Below are 21,519 nucleotides of genomic sequence, written 5' to 3' on the forward strand. Positions count from 1 at the left end.
CCGGTTACTTACGGTTTAATTCCTGGTCAATGGCCTGCAAAATGGCGGCCTTGGCCTCCTCCACGCTGCCCATCACGGTACAGCCAGCGGCAGCCTTGTGTCCGCCGCCCCCCAGATGGGCGCACACGGCGCAGGCGTCCAGGTAGTCGGCATTGGTGCGCATGGAGATTTTGCACTCCCCGGGCTTCAGCTCCCGGATGGTGGCGGAGTGGCGCAGCCCCTCCAGCTGACCCACAAAGGCGGCGATGTCCTCGGTGTCGTCGTTGGTGGCTCCGGCCTTGGCCATCACGTCCAGGGACAGGGTGGCCACCGCCACGGTATTGTCGTGGCACAGGTAGAGGCCCTGGAGCAGCAGGCTCTCCAGGCGCATCCGGGCCACGGACTTGGTGCGGAAGTGCTTTTTGTTCAGGCGCTTGAAGTCAATGCCCTGCTCCATGAGCCCCGCCGCCACCCGGTGGGTGTGGGGGGTGGTGTTGGCGTAGACAAAGCACCCGGTGTCGGTGGACACCGCCACATAGAGGGGGGTGGCGATGGTCTCGTCCATCACACCCAGGTCCTGGGCGATCTCCCAGAGGATTTCGCCGCAGGCGGCCTTGTCCGCCTCCAGGCAGGTCTCTTTTGCAAAGAACTCCTGGGAGGGGTGGTGGTCGATGGCCAGGTCAATGCGCCCCACATAGGGCTGGGCATTGGGGGGCAGCAGCCCCAGGGTGGCCACGTCCACGCTCACCACGGTGTCCGGGGTGTACCCTTCTGGAGCCTGTACCCCTTCCAGATACTCCTGGAACAGGGCGGTGGCGTCCAAGCTGGGGAGCAGCCAGGCGGTCTTGCCCATCTTGCGCAGCAGGTGGCACAGGCCAACGCCGCAGCCGATGGTGTCCCCGTCGGGGCGCTTATGGGTCAAAATGAGATAGTTGTCGTGCTCGGTGAGAAACTGAGCCGCTTCCTGGTGGGTCATGTTCCCTCCTCCTCGTCCAGCACGATGTGGGCGTTGGCAGGGTTGGCGGGCTTGACCACGTTGGGGTCCCGGAGCATCTCCAGGATGTGGGCGCCGTGGTCGATGGAGTCGTCCCGCTCGAAGATGAGCTCAGGGGTGTGGCGCAGGTTCAGGGTCCGGCTCAGTTCCCGGCGCAGGTAGCCTCCGGCGGACTTGAGCCCCTTCATCACCCCAGACACCTCGGTCTTGTCCAGCACGGACACGTAGACCTTGGCAAAGTGCAGGTCGGGGGTGGTCTCCACACGGGTCACAGAGATCAGGCCAGTGACCCGGGGGTCCTTCACCGTGGGGATGAGAGCGGACAGCTCCCGCTGAATCTCCTCGTTGATACGTCCCAGGCGATTGCTTGCCATAGTGTTTTCCTCCTTTGGTTACAGGCTCAGACCACAGGTCTCGTCAAAGCCCAGCATCAGGTTCATATTCTGCACCGCAGCCCCGGACGCACCCTTGCCCAGGTTGTCAAAGACGGCGGTGACGGCGGTCTGCCCCTCGTGGCCGTACACCACCAGACGCATGGTGTCCTTTCCGGAGAGGGCGTTGGAGTAGATCATGGGCGCGTCCCCACCCAGGGGAGCCACGCTCACCAGGGCCTGCCCGGCGTAGTGCTCGCTGAGGGCCTCATGGGCCAGCTTGGCGTCCACCCAGGGCAGCAGCACGGTGGTGGCCATGCCCTGGGGGTAGTCTCCCACCACAGGGGCGAACACCGGGGCCCGGTCCAGGCCGCAGATCTTCTGCATCTCGGGCAGGTGCTTGTGCTGCAAGGTCAGGCCGTAGATGCGGCAGCTATCATAGCATGCCTCCCGTCCCTCCGCCTCATACTCGGCGATCATGCTCTTGCCGCCGCCGGAGTATCCGGTGAGGGAGTAACAGGTCAGAGGGAAGTGGGCGGGAATCACGCCCCGCTGCACCAGGGGATATACCGAGGCGATGAAGCCGCTGGCGTGACAGCCGGGATTTGCCACCCGCTTGGAGATGACGATGTTGTTTCGATGGTTCTCAGACAACTCCGCAAAGCCGTAATCCCAGTCGGGGTTGGTGCGGTGGGCGGTGGAGGCGTCAATGATGCGGGTGTTGGGGTTGTCCACCAGGGCCACCGCCTCTTTTGCCGCCTGGTCCGGCAGGCACAAAAACACCAGGTCGGCGGCGTTTAAAAGCTTTTTCCGCTCGGCCACGTCCTTGCGCTTGTCCTCGTCAATAAGCAGCAGCTCAATGTCGCTGCGCTGGGCCAGCCGGTCATAGATTTGCAGGCCGGTGGTGCCCTGTTTGCCGTCAATGTATACTTTGGGCTTCATATTACCACTTCCAGTTTGAAATATGGAATGTGGGGGCAGGCGAGTTGCCGCCCGCCCCCACACAAAAATAGAGCGTAATTACTGCTGCACCTGCTCCATCTGGAAGGCCTCGATGATGTCGCCCTCCTTGATGTCGCTGTACTTTTCAATGCCGATGCCGCACTCGTAGCCACGGGCCACTTCCTTGACGGAGTCCTTGAACCGCTGCAGGGAGTTCATGACGCCCTCGTGGATGACGATGCCGTCGCGTACCAGACGAATCTGGGCGTTGCGGGCCACCTTGCCCTCGGTGACGTAGCAGCCGGCCACGATGCCCACGCCGGTGATCTTGTACACCTGGCGCACCTCGGCCTCGCCCAGGGCCACTTCCTTGAACTTGGGAGCCAGCATGCCCTTCATGGCGGCCTCGATCTCCTCGATGGCCTGGTAGATGACCCGGTACATGCGCATATCCACGTTGTTGCGGTGGGCGGAGTCGGCGGCGTTCTTGTCAGGACGCACGTTGAAGCCCACGATGATGGCGTTGGAGGTGGTGGCCAGCATCACGTCGGACTCGTTGATGGCACCCACGGCGCAGTGGATGACACGCACCCGCACCTCGGCGTTGGACAGCTTCTCCAGGCTGGCTTTCACAGCCTCGGCAGAGCCCTGGACGTCGGCCTTGACGATGATGTTCAAATCCTTCATCTCGCCGGCCTGAATCTGGCTGAACAGCTCCTCCAGAGACACCTTCTGCTTGGCGTGGCCGGTGGTGGCGTTCTTCATCTCTTCCTTGCGCTGGGCCACCAGCTCACGGGCCATGCGCTCGTCGGCCACGGCGTGGAAGTCGTCACCGGCGCCGGGCACTTCGCCCATACCGATGATCTCCACAGGCACGGAGGGGCCGGCCTCGGTGACCTTGTTGCCCTTGTAGTCGGTCATGGCACGGACACGGCCCACGGCCATGCCGGCGATGATGACGTCGCCCTGCTTCAGGGTACCGTTCTGCACCAGCAGAGTGGCCACGGGGCCGCGGCCCTTGTCCAGACGGGCCTCGATGACGGTACCGTGGGCGGTACGGTTGGGGTTGGCCTTCAGCTCCCGCATCTCGGCGGTGAGGGTGACCATCTCCAGCAGGTTGTCGATGCCCATACCGGTCTTGGCGGAGATGGGGCAGATGATGGTGTCGCCGCCCCAGTCCTCGGCCACCAGGCCGTACTCAGTGAGCTGCTGCTTGATGCGCTCGGGGTTGGCGGTGGGCTTATCCATCTTGTTGACGGCCACGATGATGGGAATCTCAGCGGCCTTGGCGTGGTTGATGGACTCCACGGTCTGGGGCATGATGCCGTCGTCGGCGGCCACCACCAGGATGGCCACGTCGGTGACCATGGCGCCACGGGCACGCATGGCGGTAAAGGCCTCGTGGCCGGGAGTGTCCAGGAAGGTAATGGGCTTGCCGTTTACCTCCACCTGGTAAGCGCCGATGTGCTGGGTAATGCCGCCGGCCTCGCCGGAGACCACGTTGGCGTGGCGGATATAGTCCAGCAGAGAGGTCTTGCCGTGGTCCACGTGGCCCATGACCACCACCACGGGGGCGCGGGGCACCAGGTCCTCTTCCTTGTCCTCGGAGACGTCAATGAGCTTCTCCTCGATGGTGACAATGACTTCCTTCTCCACCTTGCAGCCCAGCTCCATGGCGATGAGGGCGGCGGTGTCGTAGTCGATGATCTCGGACAGAGAGGCCATGATGCCGTTCTTCATCAGGCACTTGACCACCTCGGCGCCGGTCTTCTTCATGCGGCTGGCCAGCTCGCCCACTCCGATCTCGTCGGGAATCTTCACGGTGAGGGGGGTCTTCTTGGCAATCTCCAGCTGGAGGCGGCGCATCTTCTCCGCCTCTTCCTGCTTGCGCTTGTTGCCGAAGTTCTGGCCACGGTTCTTGCCGCCGCGGTTCTGGAACTTCTGCTTGCCGGTCTGCATGCGGTTGGCCTTATCGGGAGCCAGGTCCTCCAGACGCTGGTCGTACTTCTCCAGGTTCACCCCGCCGCCCTTACGGGTGTCCACGATCTTCTTCTCGGGGGTGCGGCTGTGGGGCTTGTGCTCGACGGCCTTGGCAGGCTCCTTCTCGCCCTGCTTGGCAGGGGCAGCCTGCTGGGCCTGGTTGCCCTGGGCCTTGGCGGCGGGAGCCGCGGGCTTCTTCTCGTGGTAGACGTCGGCGTAAATGCTCTCAATGGACGCCACCTGGTTGTTCTGGGTCAGGTGCTCAAAAATCACCGTCAGTTCCTTGTCGGTGAGGGTCTTGGTGGGAGAGACATTGCTCATCCCGTGCTGGGCCAGCACACCCACAATCTCCTTGGGCTGTACCCCAAAATCCTTGGCCACGTCACGGGCGCTATATTTCGTAAGGCTCAAATCGGCCACCTCCATCAGTTCGCGTTGCGTGGGGTGCGACGACGCCCCACAGTTTTGGTTTGTTTTCCACGGCTGGACTCTGCCAGGGCCTGGGCCAAGGGCTCCAGGTCGCCGTTGGTCTGGGCCAGGTCCGCCGCCACCGCTGCGGCAAGCCCCTTATCGGTGAGCGCCGCCACGGCGCAGCTGTTACGGCCCAGAGCCGCCCCCAGCTCCTCCTTGGTGCAGGGCAGAGCCACCAGCTCCACCCCCGCCCGTTGGGCCTCTCGTCCGGCCCGACGTACCGTATTCTCTGCGGCGTCAGCGGCGTGGAGCACCAGGCGGGCCCGGTGGGTCTGGCAGGCCTCCCCCACGGGGAGCTCGCCCACCGCCAGGTTGTTGCCCCGCAGGGCCAATCCCAGCAGTCTCAATGCCTTTTGGCTCACGGCGTCTCACCCGCCTTCATCTGCTCCTCCAGGGCCTCATAGACCTCGGGGGCAATGGGGGCGGAAAAGGCCCGCTCCAGGCTTCTGGCCTTCTTGGCCCGGGCCAGACACTGCTGGTTGGGGCACACATAGGCCCCCCGTCCCGGCTTCTTTCCCTTAAAATCCAGGGAGATCTCCCCCTCCGGGGAGCGCACCACGCGAATGAGCTCACCCTTGGGCTTCATCTCCCGGCAGCCCAGGCACTGGCGCATGGGTATTTTTTTCGGCATTCTCCTTCACCCCCAATGATTCATGTTCGGTGGGACGGGAGGCTTACTCCTCCTCGCCCATCAGCTCCTCGGCCTGCTCCGGCTGATCCTCTACGACCTCCACGGGCTCCTCCGCGGACTCCTCCATGAGCTCCTCGGCGGGCTCGGGGTCGCTGGCGGGCCGGATGTCGATCTTCAGGCCGGTGAGGCGGGCGGCCAGGCGGGCATTCTGGCCCTCCTTGCCGATGGCCAGGGACAGCTGGTCGTCAGGCACCACCACACGGCAGCGCTTGCCGGGCTCCAGCTCCACCACGCTGAGCACCTCGGCGGGAGCCAGAGCGGCGGCCACATACTCGGCGGGGTCCTCGGAGTACTTGATGATGTCCACCTTCTCGCCCCGCAGCTCTTCCACCACGGCGTTGACCCGCTGGCCCTTGGGGCCGACACAGGCGCCGATGGCGTCCACGTTCTCGTCCTCGCTCCACACAGCCAGCTTGGTGCGGCTGCCTGCCTCACGGGAGATGGACATGACCTGCACGGTGCCGTCGTAGATTTCCGGCACTTCCAGCTCAAACAGGCGCTTGACCAGGCCGGGGTGAGTGCGGGAGATGACCACCTGAGGACCACGGTTGGCCTGGCGCACCTCCACCACATACACACGGATGCGGTCGCCCTCCTTGACCACCTCGCCGGGCACCTGCTCGTCGGCGGAGAGGAAGGAGTCGGTGAACTCGGACCCGGAGGTCAGGCGCACGGACACAGAGCCGTTGCGGGCGTCCACACGGGTGACCACACCGGAGATGATCTCGTGCTCTTTGGCAGAGAAGGCGTCGAAGATCATGGAGCGCTCCGCCTCCCGCATACCCTGGACGATGACCTGGCGGGCGGTCTGAGCGGCGATACGGCCGAAGTTCTTGGGCTTGATCTCAATGCGCAGCACGTCGCCCAGAGCCACCCGGGGCAGAGCCCGGCGGGCGTCGGCGATGGCAACCTCAGTGTTGGGGTTGGTCACTTCCTCCACCACTTCTTTTTTGACAAACATGCGCACCGAGCACTTCTCTTCGTTGGCGTCCACGATCACGTTGTCGGTGATCCCGGCGTGGTCCCGCTTGTAGGCGGCCACCAGAGCCTGGGTGATCTTGTCGATCATGTAACTTTTGGGAATGCCCTTTTCCTTCTCAATGTCGGAGATGGCGGCAAAGAATTCCTTGGCGTCCAGCTCCATGCTCTTTGCAGCAGTCTTTTTCTTGGCCATATCAATGAACTCCTTTAAAATGTGACGTGGAGACGCACCTGCGCCACGTCCTTTTTCTCAAACGTCTTGTCATCCACGGTGACGTTGCCGTCCCCGTCGCAGCCCACCAGGGCGCCGGTGTACTCCTTGCGCCCGTCCACGGGGCGGTAGAAGCGCACATCCACCTGCTGTCCGGCGCAGGCGGCAAAGTGCTCGGGCTTTTTCAGGGGGCGGTCCAGCCCGGCAGAGGACACCTCAAAGGTGTAGCTGCCCTGGATGGGGTCGGCCTCGTCCAGCAGATCGGACAGGGGTCGGGACACCGCCTCGCAGTCGTTGATGTCCACACCGCCCTCTTTGTCGATGTAGACTCGCAAAAACCACTCTCCGGCCTCCTTGACGTACTCCACGTCCCACAGGGTGCATCCGGCCTGCTCCACGATGGGCTGTGCCAGCTGGGCCACCACGTCGGTCACTTTTGCCATGTTCACTCAGCTCCTTTCCTCTGTCCGAAAAGAAAGAGTGAGGCGGATGCCTCACTCTTACCTAAACTACCCTACTTACGATAGCAGTATACCATACCCCTGCCTGGATTGCAAGCCCCCAAGGCACACAGATGGAAAAATCTCTGTGGGCTTTGGCCCACGCCTTTTGGTGAAGAAGCTGGTGCTTCTTCCAGTTCTCAGGCGCAGCCTTTCTCCCCTGGCGAGGGGAGACGCGCTCCGCTGGGGTGACTTTCTCCCCGATGAGAAAGTCACCAAAGAATCGCCAAAGGCGGGGCCTTCCCCCGCCTTGTGGAATCCACCCCGCGGTACTGGATGTCCCTGCGTTCTCCTGGTTTCGGCCCTTGGCCCGGTGGGGTCACATGGATAGCGTGGAAATTCTACCGAAAGCAACGACTCCTCTGTGTGGGTGTACTTCTATTGCCAGGGCCTAACCCTGGTGAGCCGCTGTTCCCAGCTAACGAAAGCCTGGCTTCCGGCGGCGGGAACGCCGCTTCTCCAGGGTAGGCCCGGCCATGGAAACCGCCTGGTTATAGGGCCAGCTACCCAAGGTGGCCTGGTGTGGTGGCAGCGACAGGGGCCACAGCAAGGGTGACGGGCCGAACCTAGTCTTGACGCAGGGCCAGCCTCGTACCCCAGGGGGGTACTTAGGGGGGAACGCCCTAAGCGGGTTTTGGTTCCTTTTGACCGAGCAAAAGGAACCCCAAGCGGGAAGCGTCCCCACCAGGCTGGCAAGCCTATGCCTTGCCATAATAGTAAAGTCAAGTTCTCTATGCTCAAAGGAGAAAACCCCCAGGGCTTACGCCCCAGGGGTCATTTCTAACGTTAAGTCAAAGAGCCATTCTTGGCCTTCAAGCTGGCCGAAGAGTTGTGGCGAATGGGCTTCCACTCCACTCGGCGCACCAGAGCGGCCAGAGAGATGGGGATATAGGTGAGCATGAACAGAGGGAAGGTAAAGAGATAAATCACCTTATCCACAGCCCGGGCATGGATGGCCTTCCACTCCACCGCCAGGGTCACAGCGCCGTAGAGGAGCATGACCAGGTAGAAGTTGAACAGGTTATCCATGACAAAGAGCAGGGAGTCCTGCACCAGCTCGGTGGCCACAATGCGGGGCTCGGTGAGGGCGGACAGGAAGATGAAGATGTTGATGCCCAGCACGCCCATGGTCAGCAGCATACCGGGAGCCACGGTCATCATCATGTCGTAGCAAGCGAAGCGCCCCTTCTTCTGGGTAAAGCAACCCCGGAACAGGCCTCCTATGTAGCGGGCAGCCACCTGATAGAAGCCCTTGGACCAGCGCATCCGCTGGGTCCAGGACTGCTGGAAGGTGGTGGGCTGCTCGTCATACACCACAGCCTTGTCGCAGTAGCCAATGCGGCGGCCCTGGACGGCGCAGTCAATGGAGAACTGAATGTCCTCGGTGAGCAGGTGGTAGGGCCAGCCGCCGTTGTCCCGCACCACCTGGGCAGAGACCAGGAAGCCGGTACCGGAGATGGCGCAGCCCGTGCCCATCTGCATGCGGGAGAAGTTCAAGAAGCGGGCCTCACGGAGGAACCACAGGGAGTAGCCGGCGGAAATCCAGTTGGAGGCGTAGTTCTTGGAGTTGCGGTAGCAGGTGATGGCGGCATAGTCGCCGGAGTCGAACACATGGTTCATCTCCCGCACAAAGGCAGGGTCCACAATGTTGTCCGCATCAAAGACAAAGTAGCCGTCGTAGACGTCGCCCTTCCCCTCCTCTTGCAGGCGGTGGAAGAACCAGTCCATGGCGTAGCCCTTGCCCACCCGCACCCGGTCAAAGCGCTCATAGACGTGGGCGCCAGCCTGGCGGGCCACCTGGGCCGTGGCATCGGTACAGTTATCGGCAATCACATAAATGTCCAGCAGTTCCTTGGGATAGTCCTGCTGTTGCAAGCTTTCAATGAGCTCACCTATGACCTCTTCTTCGTTACGGGCGGAGATGAGTACTGCATATCGGTGAAGCGTCTTGGCCTGCCCGGACACCGGATACTTCCGGCGCAGCAGTCCCACCACGACGTAAAACGCCTGATATGCATACAAGACCGCCAAGATCAAGGTGAGTACGCCGCAGAATTTCTGTAGCATCATCAACATAGTTCACACCTCATATCCTTTTCTTCGTTCTTTTTCATTCTTCTATCTCCAACCCATCGGTCTCCACACCGATCGGTTGTACTACTCTATTCCCTTTGGACGCAACTTGCAAGGGGTTGTTCCATTTCTTAATAGATTCTTTAGAACTTCTCCATATTATATTCATAATCTATAAAAATCCAAAGGCTCTTTTGTGCACTTTTTCAAATCCTCCGCAAAAATCCGCCCTCCTGTTGCAAGCCGGAGGGCGGAAGCGGAACGGGACTTACATTTTTTCCGGAGCGGTCACGCCCAGCAGTCCCAGGCCGTTGGCCAGCACCAGACGCACGGTGTGGGCCAGCTTGAGCCGGGCTGCCTGCACCTGGGGCTCCTCCCCCTTGATGCGGCAGGCGTTGTAGAAGCGGTGGAAGTCCCCGGCCAGACCGGTGAGATAGCGGTTGATGCGGCTGGGGTCGTAGTGCTGGGCCGCCTGGGCGATCTCGTTGGGGTATTGGGCCAGAGTCTTGATGAGGCCCCGCTCCTCCTCGGTGGAGAGCAGAGCGGCGTCCACGTCGGCACAGGCGGGCACCTGCACGCCCTCAGCGGCCAGGTTGGCGATGAGGGAGCAGATACGGGCGTGGGCGTACTGGACGTAGTAGACGGGGTTGTCGGAGTCCTGACGCACGGCCAGGTCCAAATCGAAGTCCAGAGGGCTGGTAGCGGCCCGGTTGTTGAAGTAGTAGCGGGCGGCGTCCACGCTGATCTCGTCCAGCAGGTCGTGGAGGGCGATGGCCTTGCCGGTCCGCTTGGACATACGCACGGGCTTGCCGTCCTGGAGCAGGTTCACCAGCTGCATGAGCACGATGACCAGACGGTTGGAGCCGTCCAGGCCCAGACCGTCCAGAGCGGCCTGGAGACGGGCCACGTGGCCGTGGTGGTCGGCGCCCCAGACGTTGATGACCTTGTCAAAGTGACGCTCTTCGAACTTGTTGCGGTGGTAGGCGATGTCGGCGGCAAAGTAGGTGTAGAAGCCGTTGGCCCGGCGCAGCACGTCGTCCTTCAAATCCAGCTTATCCACCTGCTCCTGACTTCTGCCCTCCCGCAGGTACTTCTCCTTCAAAAGTCCGGTGGTGTCCAGCCACAGAGCGCCGTCCTTCTCATAGGTCCAGCCCTTCTGAGCCAGCAGGTCCACGGTCTGTGCCACATAGCCAGAGTTGTGCAGCTCGGACTCCAGGAACCACTGGTCGTACTCGATGCCATACTTGAGCAGGTCGGCCTTCATCTTGGGGATGTTGCGCTCCAGGCCGAAGGCGCTCATATCCTCCAGCCACTTCTCCTCGGGGGCGTCCTTGTAGCTGTCGCCGTGGACAGCGTAGAAGGCCTGAGCCAGCTCCTTGATGTCCTCGCCCTGGTATCCCTTCTCGGGGAACTCATAGCCGTCCTCACCCAGGATGATCTGCATGTACCGGGCGTGGATGGACTGGGCAAACTTGTGCACCTGGTTGCCAGCGTCGTTGACGTAGAACTCCTTCCAGGTGTTGTAGCCCACCCGGGAGAGCACATTGGCCAGGGTGTCACCCAGCACGCCGCCACGGGCGTTGCCCATGTGCATGGGGCCGGTGGGGTTGGCGGAGACGAACTCCACCATCACCTTCTGGCCGTGGCCCACATCGCTGGAGCCGTATCCGGCGGGGTCCGCCTCCACCGCACCCAGCACCTGCTGGTACCAGTTGGGGGAGTAGAAGAAGTTCAAAAAGCCGGGGCCGGCAATCTCAGCCCGCTGGAACAGAGTGCCCTCCAGCTCCAGGTTGTCCAGAATGATCTGGGCAATGGCACGGGGGGCCATCTTCAATGCCTTGGCCCCCGCCATGGCAAAGGAGGAGGCAAAGTCCCCGTTTCGGCTGTCCTTGGGCACCTCTACGGTGCCTCGGATGGTCTCACCCTGGGGCAGCAGGCCCTGGGCGGCGGCCTTCTCATAGGCCTTCTGGGTCAATTCCGCCACCTGGTCCCGGGCGGTCTGAATCAAATTTGCCATGGTTATTCTCTCCTTTGTAGTCTAACTCCGCCTGTCACTGAGCAATAGACGGGTCCTTTTTCACGTTCATGCGGAAGATGTTCTGACCCGCCAGCAGATGGTCGATCTCAATGGCGTAGTCGATCTCCAGGTCTCCCCCGGCCTCGCCCAAGGTGGAGCGCATACGCCGGGTGAGGATACCCACGGACAGGGAGCCGTAGGGGGTCTCGTACATGGACAGGTGGCGCTGTCCCTCTTCAAATACCATCTGGGAGTTGATGCTCCCCTCTCGCAGCAGGGTCACCCGAGGGCCGTCCACACGCACCACCGTGGTGGTGCCCTCCAGTCCGGTGAGCTCGCTCTCCTCGTAGGAGATGGTGTAGCGCCCCTCTCCCTCCTGGTTGAGCACCCCCGCCGTCACCAGCTCCATCTCGTCGGGTCCGCCCTCGGCGCTGACCTGGGTGCCTTTGATGGAAATAATCACATTGTCTGTCATGGCTCCCGTCCTCCCATTAGTACACGGTGATGTCAATCTGCTCCACGTCCCCGGTGACGTCCTCACCCAGGAACATGGAGGCCAGGGCGGCAAAGTCCCCGGTACTGTCGCTGACGAAGTAGCGGTGGCTGCCCTTCCGGTCCTGAGGGGCCAGCTGGTCCCGGCCGGAGAGCTGTCCCATGACCCAGCGGGCGCACTCCGCGCCCACGTCCACCAGCTCCACCTCAGGGCCCATACAGGCCCCGATGACCTCTCGCAGCAAGGGATAGTGGGTGCAGCCCAGCATGAGAGTGTCCACCTCCTGGGCCTTTACCTCTTCCAGGTATTCCTTCACCACCGTCTCCACCACGATGTCGCCGGGGTGGAAACGGCCATTTTCCACCAGGGGCACAAAGAGGGGGCAGGCCCGGGCGGTCACCTGGGTGCCAGGGCGCAGGGCATCCAGCGCCCGCTCGTAGGCTCCGGAGCGGATGGTGGCCTGGGTGCCGATGAGCCCCACCTTGCCGTTTTTCGTGCGCTGGGCGGCGGCCCGGGCGGCGGGCTCCACCACCCCGTACAGGGGCACGGCATACTGCTGGCGCAGAGTGTCCAGAGCGGTGGTGGACACGGTGCCGCAGGCAATGACAATGGCCTTGGGGTCAAAGGTGCTCAAAAAGGCCACGTCCTGCTGGGCGTACTTGATGATGGTCTCTTTGGAGCGGCTGCCATAGGGCACCCGTCCGGTGTCCCCGAAGTACACCAGATCCTCCTGGGGCATCCGTCGGGCCAGCTCCCGCAGGGCGGTGAGGCCGCCCAGGCCGGAGTCAAACACTCCAATGGGACGTGTATCCATCCGACGCCCCTCCTTTCCTTCATATGAAACCATAGTATTATATGTCATTCTTAACCGAAAAACAAGTGGTGATTTGCCACAGAATCCCCCCTCTTTCCCCTCTCATTTTGCTAAAAAAGCGGATGCACCCATGGAGGAGTGCATCCGCTTGTCCGGTCATCGGTTTAACCTTCAGCTTGGGTCACCGACATGGCGCCCATCTCCCACACCCGGGCCTGAGCGCCTGTGATGGCAATGCCCTGGGCCTCCGGCTGGGGATAGTAGCGGGTGGACAGCACCTGCCGGCCATCGTTGAGGAAGATCTCCAAGCTGGAACTGTCCCCCAAGATGCGCAGGGCGTTGAGCTGGTCCACCGCCACACGGCGCAGGGTGCGTCCCGCTCCCCCCTCCAGGAAGGAGAGGGTCACCAGACCCGGCTGCCACTCCAGCACAGCGGCGTCCCGGAACACCATCCGGCCGCTAGGCTCTGTCATGGCCTCCAGGTCAAAGACCTTGGCCTGATGGGCAGGGATGGCAGCTCCCCGCAGAGCCGTGATCTCCACGGCGGGCAGGCGCACCAGCCGGTCCCCCTGCCGCCGCAGCTCACAGGGCACGGTGAGGCAGTGCTGCCAGCCACGCTGGGTGGTGGGGTTGGTGTAGTCGGCGTCGGGCATACCCATCCAGCCGAACATCAGGCGGCGGTCCCCGTCCTGGAAGGTCTGGGGGGCATAGAAGTCAAAGCCCAGGTCCATCTCCACAAACTCGCCCAGGGAATACTCCCCCCGGAAGTCCCCGTGGAGAGGGAAATAGCCGCAGGAGTACACGTTCTGGAACCGGGTCTCCTCGTGGGGCACCCCCTGGGGCGAGCACACCAGGAACCACTGCCCGTCCAGGCAGAACAGGTCGGGGCACTCCCACATGTAGCCGAAGTGGTGGGGGGTCTTCAGGGCCTGGAGGAAGGTCCAGTTGAACTTGTCCGTGGACTCAAACACCAACAGCTGGCCGTGGTCGTCCAGGGTGCGAGCCCCCTGGACCATGTAGTATTTCCCGTCCTGAGCCCACACCTTGGGGTCCCGGACGTGACAGGTCAGGCCGTCGGGGTAGTCTTTATTCTCCATCAACAGGGTGTTGGACTCCACCGTCACCCCGTCTTTGGACACAGCCAGGGCGGTGTTGTGGCCCCGCCCGGCCTTGATGTAGTCGTAATTTCCGGCGTGTTTCACGTTTCCGGTGTAGTAGAGATACAGCGTTCCGTCCTCCACCAGAGCGGAGCCGGAGTACACCCCGTGGATGTCCCATGGCTGGTCCGGGTAGAGCATCACGGGCAGGGCCTCCCAGTGGAGCAGGTCCCGGCTGCGATAGTGGCCCCAGTGCTTCACCCCTCCGGTGACGTCAAAGGGCCCGTACTGATAAAACACGTGGTACCAGTCCCCGCATCGGCACAGGCCGTTGGGGTCGTTGAGCCACCCCACCGGGGGCATCAGGTGAAAGGTCTGGCGGAAGGGGTCTGCGGCCGCCTGGGGGCCGTCTTCCCGTTCCACCCGGGCCACCAGCCGCTCCAAATCCCGCTGCAATGCATTACTCATGGTATTGTGGTCCTCCTCATTCAGCGCTTATCGTTGTCGGTTTCCAAAAATCCAGGCGCCCCAGGGAATCTTCCCAGAGGCGCCTGGAAGAGGGAGGGCTTAGACTGCGTCTTCTCCCTGGCCCGCCGCCAGCTGGGCGGAGGCAGGAGCCTGCTCCACAGCCTGTTCCGGCTGGGCGTCAGGTTCCTCTTCCTTGATACCGAACATCCAGGATAGGACGAAGGCCACGCCAGTGGCAATGCCGATGGTGATAAGGTACTGAACCGGGCGGTGCAGGTGGAGCAGCACGCCGAAGATACCGGTGACGCCGGTACCGGTGGCACCCAGCCCCACAATGGAGGCGTACAGAGCGCCGCAGGCGCCGCCGATGGACCCGGCAATGAAGGGCCGCAAGAAGCGGAGATTCACGCCGAAGATGGCAGGTTCCGTAATGCCCATGAATGCCGACAGAGAGGCGGGCAGGGCCATGGACTTGAGTTTCTTGTTGCGGGTCTTCAGGGCAACCGCCAGAGCAGCGCCGCCCTGGGCCACGTTGGCCGCCGAGGCCAGGGGCAGCCAGAAGGTCAGGCCATACTGGCCCAACTGCCCCAGATCAATGATGGTGTACATGTGGTGGATGCCGGAGACCACGGTGGTGGCATACAGGCCGCCCATGACAAAGGAGCCGATGCCCAGGGGGATGGCGATGAGCCACTGCACGCCGTTGATGACGAAGTTCTCCACGGTGGTGAACACGGGGCCGATGGCGGCCAGAGTCAGGTAGCCGGTGACAAACACGCTCACCAGCGGGGTGACAAAGAGGTCAAACATGGGGGGTACGACTTTGTGTAGCTTCTTTTCAATGGTACACATCAGCCACACAGCGATAATCACGGGAATCACGTGGCCCTGATAGCCCACCAGGGGCACCTTGTACAGGCCGAAGAACACTTCCTGATAGGTGTGCACGCCTTCCGTAGCCACGGTCCAGGCGTTTTGCAGGTTGGGGTGGAGCATAATCATGCCGATGACCGCACCCAGGAAGGGGTTGCCGCCAAAGACCTTGGCTGCAGAGAAGGCGATGAGAATGGGCAGGAAGGTGTAAGCCACGTTGGAAAACAGATCGGCAAACACAAACAGAGAGCTGCTGGTGTCCAGAGTCAAGAATCCGTTGTTAGTCATGAACTTCAGCGACTCCATGATGCCCATCAGGAAGCCGGAAGCCACAATGGCGGGGATGATGGGCACAAAGATGTCGCCCAAGGTCTTAATGGCACGCTGGAACCAATTGCCCTTCTTGGCTCCCTGAGCCTTTGCCTCGTCCTTGCTCACCGCAGCGGTGCCGGACAGTGCAATGAACTCTGCGTACACCTTATTTACCGTACCAGTGCCCAGAATGATCTGGAGCTGGCCCTGTGCCTGGAACACGCCCTTCACACCGTTGGCGTTCTCCAAGGTCTTCTTGTCCACCTTCTTGTCGTCTGCAATCACCAGACGAAGCCGGGTGGCACAGTGGGCTGCGCTGACGACATTTTCCGATCCGCCAACGGCATTGAGAATTTCCACTGCTGTCTGCCTGTAGTCCATAAATCTCCTCTCCCTTGTTCACGATTTTCGATGAAACCAGAATGAAATCGGTTTCATCCTTGTTGAATCTATCATATCACGAATTTAGGGGGAAATCTATTGTTCTACCGGGAGAACGCAACTTCAATATCTTGTCAGTTCCACAAGGTTTCACAAAATGCCGGTGGAAGCTCGCTCCATGATCTCGTAGCCCAGACACACGTTGCGCACCCCGGCTCCCTGGCTGCGCAGCAGCCGCAGCAGCAGCTGGGCGGCCTCCTGGCCGCTGGTCTCGTAGTGCAGGTGGGCGCTGGTGAGCGGGGTGGCGGTGACTTGACCCAATGTGGTGTCACCCACTCCGGCAATGAGCACGTCTTTGCCCACCCGGAGCCCCAGCTCCCGGCAGGCCTGCATGGCGCCAATGGCGATGGCGTCGGTGGCGCAGAAGATGCCGTCGGGGCGGCGGGCCTGAATCAACGCCTTGGCCTGGGCATAGCCCTCCTGCATCCGAAAGCCGGACACACACATGTCCTCGGTGCGCACGGGCAGCCCGGCCTGGCGCATGGCCTGGACATAGCCTTCCCGACGAGACAGGCCGGCGGCCCGGTCCTGGGCCGTGACCCCGATGTACGCCGGGTGGCTGCCCCGCTGGATGAGTAAACTGGTCAAATCCCGGGCGGCGCCCAGGTCGTCGTGGTAGACGCAGCTGTACCCGTCGTACTGCTGGGCCACGATCACCACCGGCATGTGCATGCTTTTCAGCACAGCCCGGTGCTCGGGGGTGAAAATGCTGGCCAGGAAGATCACCCCGTCCACCCCGCTCTGGCGCAGGGCGTCCAGATACTCCACCTCACGCTCCGGGCGGTTGGCGGTGTTGGCCAATAGCATCCGGTAGCCCTTGTCGCCCAGCACCAGGCTGATGCCGTCCACCACCCGGGCGGTACTCTCGCCGCTGAGCCGGGGCAGCACCACCCCGATCTGCCGGGTGCGGCGGGTGCGCAGCCCCCGGGCCGCCTCGCTGGGGGAATATCCGGTACGGCGCACCGCCTCCTCGATGGCGGCTCGCTTCTCGGCGCTGAGGTATCCGTTGTTAAAGTATCGGCTGACCGCTGTTTTGGAAACTCCTGCCAACGCTGCAAATTCGGTAATGTTCATACCCATTCCCCTTTCCAGGTCTGCGACGGCCCCTTCCCGCCATCTTCCTCTCTTGTTACCTCTATCTTAACCATACTCCCATAATTTTGTCAATGGAAGGGGAAGGATTCCCGGCACAGAACGGGCTTTTTTTACGCTTTCTCCCCCCTTCTCCCCCTTGCAGGGTGGGCAAATCCGTGGTATACTGTTACCCTGCCCAGAGAGGAGGTGTCCCGGGTGGGAAAGCAATCGGTGAAACAGCTGGCCTCGAACCGAAAGGCCTTTCACGACTACTTCATTGAAGACAAATACGAAGCCGGCATTGAGCTGTGCGGCACGGAGGTCAAGTCCATCCGCAAGGGAAATGTGAACCTGAAGGACTCCTTCTGTATTGTCAAAGACGGAGAGATGTTCCTCCACGGGATGCATGTCTCCCCCTATGAACAGGGCAATATCTTTAATAAGGACCCCCGGCGCACCCGGAAGCTGCTGCTGCACAAGCGGGAGATTCTAAAGCTCCACGCCAAGGTCCAGCAGGACGGGTACTCCCTCATTCCCCTGTCGGTCTACCTCTCCGGTCCCCGGGTGAAGGTGGAGCTGGCAGTGGCTAGGGGCAAGAAACTGTATGACAAGCGAGAGGCGGCCGCTAAGCGGGACGCCAAGCGGGAGATGGATAGACTCTCCCGTGGTCGCTACTAAAAGAAAGGAGCATGTATCATGGCTCAAAATCCCATTGTCACCTTTGAAATGGAGAACGGCGGCATCATGAAGGCCGAGCTGTATCCCGAGGTGGCTCCCAATACCGTCAACAACTTCATCTCTCTGGTGAAGAAGGGCTTCTACAATGGCCTCATTTTCCACCGTGTCATCCCCGGCTTTATGATTCAGGGCGGCGACCCCCAGGGCATCGGCATCGGCGGCCCCGGCTACTCCATCAAGGGTGAGTTTGCCCAGAACCGTTTTAAGAACGATCTGGCCCACGACCGTGGCGTGCTGTCCATGGCCCGCTCCATGCGGCCTGACTCCGCCGGAAGCCAATTCTTCATCATGGTGGAGAAGGCTCCCCACCTGGACGGCGCTTACGCCGCCTTCGGTAAGGTCATCGAGGGCATGGAAGTGGCCGACGGCATCGTGTCCGCCAAGCGGGACTACAACGACAAGCCCCTGGAGGACCAGCGCATGAAGGCGGTCACCGTGGAGACCTTCGGCGTGGACTACCCCGAACCGGAAACGATCTAATTTTAATTCCCACGCCTCCCGGCACAGCCGGGAGGCTCTATGGGGGCGTACTGGTTTCGACGGGGACTAGGAAGCAGGATAAGCGGGTGGCGGCGCCCAGCCGCCTTAAAATGGGCAACTTATAAATTAAAGAACAACGATAACGTCGTTCTCGCCGCTGCTTAATGCGGCCGTCCCTGCCGGAAGGACCACGAGCCGGCCGGGGCGTCATCTTAGTGGTGCCCGTGCGTACGGAAAGAGTTGACCGTGCCACGCATCATGACTCTACCAACCTTCGCAGTGTGACGATTCACGGCGTGGGAAGGGAATGTAAATAACCGTCTGCACCCGGAGAAAGTCCTGTGGAATGGTTTTCGGACAGGGGTTCGACTCCCCTCGCCTCCACCAAAAATCCCGAATGCGAATGCGTTCGGGATTTTTACTTATTCCCTATTCACTCTTCACTATTCACTAACTTCTACTGCCCCCTGGGCTTTCTTCTTGGCTTCGATTTCATTGAGTATCTCAGCCTTCACCTCCTCAAAATGCCTCCAGAATGCCGCCCGTTCCTCCTCTGTCTTAGGTTTGGGATCTTTGATTTTCATCCCGTACAGATCCTCCAGCATCTTCTTCAGCTTTAGAGTTTCTGCTTGTTCGTCCATAACCGATCGCTTCTTTCTGTTTTTCTTTATCCTATGGCAGCGCTGCCGTCCATGTCAAGAATCTTTGCTCGCATCCCCTTCACATCCACTGGAAGGATAGTTATTTCAATCATCCCACTCAGGATAATCCGGCGCCCATTCCACATATCCCGACTCCTGATATTTCCTTTGTGCGTTGTGTCTTTGCTGGTGCGTCTTGTGGTTGGGATTAAGCTGATTGCTGTGATGATTCAAGTTTGCTTGATAAGCCTTATTATTGGGGTTATTTTGATTGGCCCAGGCATTCAGCTGTTCTTGCGTATGGGTCTTTCCAGACACTTTTTTCATAATAAACCTCCTTTCTGAGCCAAAAAAACACGCCCCTCTGTCCTGGGCGTGGAAGCAAATACCTATTTATATTGCTTTACACGCACCAAAACAAAGCCAAGGAACCATGTTCTTTGGCTCGATTTTTGTCGTGTAAAGCTGTGAAACATAGGGGAACTACTAAAAGTCACACACAACTACTTTCTCAATTCATAACGAGCATCTGAAAGAATTGATGAGTTTCACGGTTTACTCGTTTCATTGTAAGACATCCAAAGTTAACCCCAAGCCTGTTTTATGTGCTCGTTACATAAAGACGCAGCTGTTTGAAAACTGATAAGAATGTCCAAGTTCAATATAGTACTAAAATGCGAAAAAGTCAACGGAAGAAGGACCGCAAGTTTGATTCCAATCCCATCAAACTGCGGTCCTTCTTTATGTTTTCCTAGTGGACTTCACATTTACATCCTGACACGACGCATCCCCTTCACGAATATCCTCCAGGGCCGTACGGACGGCAGCGATGACAAAGGCAGAAAACGTACAATTTTTACCTTGAATTGCCTGTTCCACCTCTTCTACGACATCGCTGGGAAGGCGAATGGTCTTGTTGACGGTGGGCGGCGTGGACGGTATCTGAAATCTGGCCATAGATGTTTCCTCGCAATACTTTTGTATTGCAATCAGTCTATCTCATAAATTCTGGAAAGTCTGCATTGCATTTGCAATGCAGAGTATAATGGACGCAAGGTGATATCTTGCGTCCATCTGTTACTTCTTCTGCCTGGCTTCACATTCACGTCCGGGCGGATGGTCCCGTCAATTTCCCCGTGCTCCTGCTCAAAGGCTTTGATATTCTCTCGAATCAGTACCAGGATGTGACTGTTGACCGAACGCCCCTCATAGTCGGCTACAAAGCCCAGCTTCTCCAGCATTTCTTCCTCAATGCGAATAGACACACTTTTAATTGCCATAAAATCACCTTTATAGATATATTGTGTGTTCATTATACCATAAGACATGTTTACATGGCGCTGTATTTGCTCTCCCCCTCCTTGACGCTCTCCCATCCAAAACTTATACTGTATCTACACATACCCCCGGAGGAAGGAGGAACGCCCACCATGAGAGACATCTGGAACCCCTGGCACGGCTGCCGCAAGTTCAGCGAGGGCTGCGACCACTGCTACATGTTTTACCAAGACAGCCAGCGGGACCGATTTGGCGGCGACATTTACAAGGTCAAAACCAACTTTAACCTGCCCTTGAAAAAGGACCGACAGGGCAACTATAAAATCAAGAGCGGAGAATCTCTCCGGGTATGCATGACCAGCGACTTTTTTCTGGAAGAGGCAGACCCGTGGCGGGACGAGGTGTGGGACATGATCCGCCAGCGCTCTGACGTCCACTTCTTCCTCCTGACCAAGCGGGCCCACCGCATCCAGGAGTGTCTGCCCTGGGACTGGCTGGACGGCTGGGACCACGTGTCCCTGAATGTCACGGCAGAAAACCAACGGCGGGCCGATGAGCGGCTCCCCATCCTCCTGGACATTCCCGCCAAACACAAGGGCGTCATGGTAGCCCCCTTTCTAGGGCCGGTGGATTTGGCCTCCTACCTGGCCACCGGACAGCTGGAACACGTGATCGCAGACGGGGAAAACTACGAAGGAGCCAGGCCCTTGCACTATGAATGGGTGAAGCAGCTCTATGACCAGTGCCGACAATATCAGGTGCCCTTTACCTTCTTTGGCACCGGGGACCGCTTTGTCAAAGACGGGAAGGAGTATCACATCTGCAAAGCCTATCAGCATGTGCAGGCCCTGCGCTCCGGGCTGCAATATCCCGCCCCAGCTCAGGAGATTCCCCTTCAAAAGCGGTGCGCCACCTGTGCCCGGCGTGAGACCTGCAACGGGTGCCGCTGGTGCGGCCGATGCCAGCCCTAGCAGCGTCCCATGGAAACAAACTTCCACATGGGACGCTTGTTTCGTGGAAATCTTTTGTTTCCTCCCCACGCAACAAATCGTTGCTTGCCATTTGGGGGTCTTCTCCCCTATCATAGTGAAGAACTCCCCAGAAAAGGAAGGTGCCCGTATGGTTGGCAAGAACATCAAAAAATTTCGCACGGCAAAACAGATGACCCAGGACGAGCTGGCCCAGCAGCTCAACGTGACCCGTCAGGCGGTGTCCAATTGGGAGAACGGGGGTTCACTTAGATAAAGATACCACATCAATCCCACGCTGACTTTTGCTCAACCGATACAGCCGGAGGGCTGGATAACAAGAAAAGGCGGTATGCGCCCCGTGGAGGGGTAGCGTACCGCCTTTTCTTGTGGGGGTTTCCAAAGGGGGCAACGCCCCCATTTGGCACACGACTTTGCGAAGCAAAGTGTAGTGTGTTATACGCTCTGTCGGCGTTGCCGTGAAAATGCCGTTGCCGCCGGGGAGGGCAAGGGCATTTGGAGCGGCAGGAAAACAGGGCTGTGCTTGCGTGGCGTAGAGCCGTAAGCACAGGTCTGGTTTCAACAGCAGACTGGGCGTATATGAAAGCCCCCGTCCCTCGTCCTACGCTCCG

General features: G+C 60.2%; 22 protein-coding genes, 1 other RNA gene and 1 pseudogene. 5 read left to right on the top strand and 19 right to left on the bottom strand.

Annotated elements, in window-relative coordinates:
- Window positions 1-4 precede the first annotated feature (4 nt).
- The 15 genes and pseudogenes from B5F22_RS06790 to B5F22_RS06860 form a co-directional block, all read right to left on the bottom strand.
- Window positions 5-955: a DHH family phosphoesterase gene (locus B5F22_RS06790; protein WP_087391985.1), complete on the bottom strand. Its 951-nt coding sequence runs from the start codon at window positions 953-955 to the stop codon at window positions 5-7.
- Window positions 952-1,347 (bottom strand): 30S ribosome-binding factor RbfA, encoded by a 396-nt coding sequence (rbfA, locus tag B5F22_RS06795; RefSeq protein ID WP_087391987.1) that lies wholly within the window; start codon window positions 1,345-1,347, stop codon window positions 952-954. The genes B5F22_RS06790 and rbfA overlap by 4 nt, the downstream gene beginning before the upstream one ends.
- An 18-nt stretch (window positions 1,348-1,365) precedes the next feature.
- On the bottom strand, window positions 1,366-2,286 hold the full coding sequence (argC, locus tag B5F22_RS06800) for an N-acetyl-gamma-glutamyl-phosphate reductase (protein ID WP_087391989.1): 921 nt from the start codon (window positions 2,284-2,286) through the stop codon (window positions 1,366-1,368).
- A 78-nt stretch (window positions 2,287-2,364) separates the two neighbouring features.
- Complete coding sequence (infB, locus tag B5F22_RS06805; RefSeq protein ID WP_087231500.1) at window positions 2,365-4,692, bottom strand: translation initiation factor IF-2; 2,328 nt, start codon at window positions 4,690-4,692, stop codon at window positions 2,365-2,367.
- Window positions 4,692-5,099 (bottom strand): hypothetical protein, encoded by a 408-nt coding sequence (locus tag B5F22_RS06810; RefSeq protein WP_087391991.1) that lies wholly within the window; start codon window positions 5,097-5,099, stop codon window positions 4,692-4,694. The genes infB and B5F22_RS06810 overlap by 1 nt, the downstream gene beginning before the upstream one ends.
- Window positions 5,096-5,368: a YlxR family protein gene (locus B5F22_RS06815; protein WP_087231492.1), complete on the bottom strand. Its 273-nt coding sequence runs from the start codon at window positions 5,366-5,368 to the stop codon at window positions 5,096-5,098. Before B5F22_RS06815 ends, B5F22_RS06810 begins: the two co-directional genes overlap by 4 nt.
- Window positions 5,369-5,411: 43 nt before the next feature.
- Window positions 5,412-6,602 (bottom strand): transcription termination factor NusA, encoded by a 1,191-nt coding sequence (gene nusA / locus B5F22_RS06820; protein ID WP_087391993.1) that lies wholly within the window; start codon window positions 6,600-6,602, stop codon window positions 5,412-5,414.
- Between the two features lie 14 nt (window positions 6,603-6,616).
- Window positions 6,617-7,063, bottom strand: coding sequence for a ribosome maturation factor RimP (gene rimP / locus B5F22_RS06825; protein WP_087231486.1), 447 nt, complete (start codon window positions 7,061-7,063; stop codon window positions 6,617-6,619).
- Window positions 7,064-7,906: 843 nt separating this feature from the next.
- Complete coding sequence (locus tag B5F22_RS06830; RefSeq protein ID WP_087391995.1) at window positions 7,907-9,196, bottom strand: glycosyltransferase family 2 protein; 1,290 nt, start codon at window positions 9,194-9,196, stop codon at window positions 7,907-7,909.
- Between the two features lie 265 nt (window positions 9,197-9,461).
- Window positions 9,462-11,210: an arginine--tRNA ligase gene (argS, locus tag B5F22_RS06835; protein WP_087391997.1), complete on the bottom strand. Its 1,749-nt coding sequence runs from the start codon at window positions 11,208-11,210 to the stop codon at window positions 9,462-9,464.
- A 34-nt stretch (window positions 11,211-11,244) separates the two neighbouring features.
- Window positions 11,245-11,685, bottom strand: a complete 441-nt coding sequence (locus tag B5F22_RS06840; RefSeq protein ID WP_087231477.1) for a DUF1934 domain-containing protein — start codon at window positions 11,683-11,685, stop codon at window positions 11,245-11,247.
- A gap of 16 nt (window positions 11,686-11,701) precedes the next feature.
- On the bottom strand, window positions 11,702-12,517 hold the full coding sequence (gene murI / locus B5F22_RS06845) for a glutamate racemase (RefSeq protein ID WP_087391998.1): 816 nt from the start codon (window positions 12,515-12,517) through the stop codon (window positions 11,702-11,704).
- A gap of 164 nt (window positions 12,518-12,681) precedes the next feature.
- Entirely contained in the window at window positions 12,682-14,082 is a 1,401-nt protein-coding gene (locus B5F22_RS06850) for a glycoside hydrolase family 32 protein (protein ID WP_087392000.1), read from the bottom strand.
- A gap of 186 nt (window positions 14,083-14,268) precedes the next feature.
- Window positions 14,269-15,648 (bottom strand): annotated as a pseudogene (locus B5F22_RS06855) (PTS transporter subunit EIIC); the annotation flags it as partial.
- Between the two features lie 150 nt (window positions 15,649-15,798).
- The gene (locus tag B5F22_RS06860; RefSeq protein ID WP_158096641.1) at window positions 15,799-16,782 is read right to left on the bottom strand and encodes a LacI family DNA-binding transcriptional regulator; all 984 of its coding nucleotides are present in this window, start codon (window positions 16,780-16,782) and stop codon (window positions 15,799-15,801) included.
- Between the two features lie 216 nt (window positions 16,783-16,998).
- On the opposite strand from B5F22_RS06860, the gene smpB reads away from it, so the two are divergent.
- The 3 genes from smpB to ssrA all read left to right on the top strand — a co-directional run bounded on the left by smpB (window position 16,999) and on the right by ssrA (window position 18,387).
- Window positions 16,999-17,460, top strand: coding sequence for an SsrA-binding protein SmpB (smpB, locus tag B5F22_RS06865; RefSeq protein ID WP_087392002.1), 462 nt, complete (start codon window positions 16,999-17,001; stop codon window positions 17,458-17,460).
- Between the two features lie 18 nt (window positions 17,461-17,478).
- Window positions 17,479-18,000, top strand: coding sequence for a peptidylprolyl isomerase (locus B5F22_RS06870; RefSeq protein ID WP_087392004.1), 522 nt, complete (start codon window positions 17,479-17,481; stop codon window positions 17,998-18,000).
- Between the two features lie 41 nt (window positions 18,001-18,041).
- Window positions 18,042-18,387: a transfer-messenger RNA gene (gene ssrA, locus B5F22_RS06875) on the top strand.
- A 56-nt stretch (window positions 18,388-18,443) separates the two neighbouring features.
- Here ssrA and B5F22_RS06880 read toward each other — a convergent pair.
- The 4 genes from B5F22_RS06880 to B5F22_RS06895 all read right to left on the bottom strand — a co-directional run bounded on the left by B5F22_RS06880 (window position 18,444) and on the right by B5F22_RS06895 (window position 19,954).
- Entirely contained in the window at window positions 18,444-18,641 is a 198-nt protein-coding gene (locus tag B5F22_RS06880) for a hypothetical protein (protein ID WP_087392005.1), read from the bottom strand.
- A gap of 105 nt (window positions 18,642-18,746) precedes the next feature.
- Window positions 18,747-18,968 (bottom strand): hypothetical protein, encoded by a 222-nt coding sequence (locus tag B5F22_RS06885; RefSeq protein ID WP_087372061.1) that lies wholly within the window; start codon window positions 18,966-18,968, stop codon window positions 18,747-18,749.
- Window positions 18,969-19,382: 414 nt separating this feature from the next.
- Window positions 19,383-19,598 (bottom strand): YlcI/YnfO family protein, encoded by a 216-nt coding sequence (locus tag B5F22_RS06890; protein ID WP_087392007.1) that lies wholly within the window; start codon window positions 19,596-19,598, stop codon window positions 19,383-19,385.
- A 32-nt stretch (window positions 19,599-19,630) separates the two neighbouring features.
- The gene (locus B5F22_RS06895) at window positions 19,631-19,954 is read right to left on the bottom strand and encodes an Arc family DNA-binding protein (RefSeq protein WP_242955075.1); all 324 of its coding nucleotides are present in this window, start codon (window positions 19,952-19,954) and stop codon (window positions 19,631-19,633) included.
- A gap of 117 nt (window positions 19,955-20,071) precedes the next feature.
- On the opposite strand from B5F22_RS06895, the gene B5F22_RS06900 reads away from it, so the two are divergent.
- A complete protein-coding gene (locus tag B5F22_RS06900) occupies window positions 20,072-20,890 on the top strand; it encodes a DUF5131 family protein (RefSeq protein ID WP_087392009.1) in 819 nt (272 codons plus the stop codon).
- 148 nt (window positions 20,891-21,038) lie between these two features.
- The gene (locus B5F22_RS06905) at window positions 21,039-21,164 is read left to right on the top strand and encodes a helix-turn-helix transcriptional regulator (protein ID WP_087231441.1); all 126 of its coding nucleotides are present in this window, start codon (window positions 21,039-21,041) and stop codon (window positions 21,162-21,164) included.
- Window positions 21,165-21,519: the final 355 nt, after the last annotated feature.

This window comes from Pseudoflavonifractor sp. An187, from assembly GCF_002160275.1.
GTDB lineage: Bacteria > Bacillota > Clostridia > Oscillospirales > Oscillospiraceae > Enterenecus > Enterenecus faecium.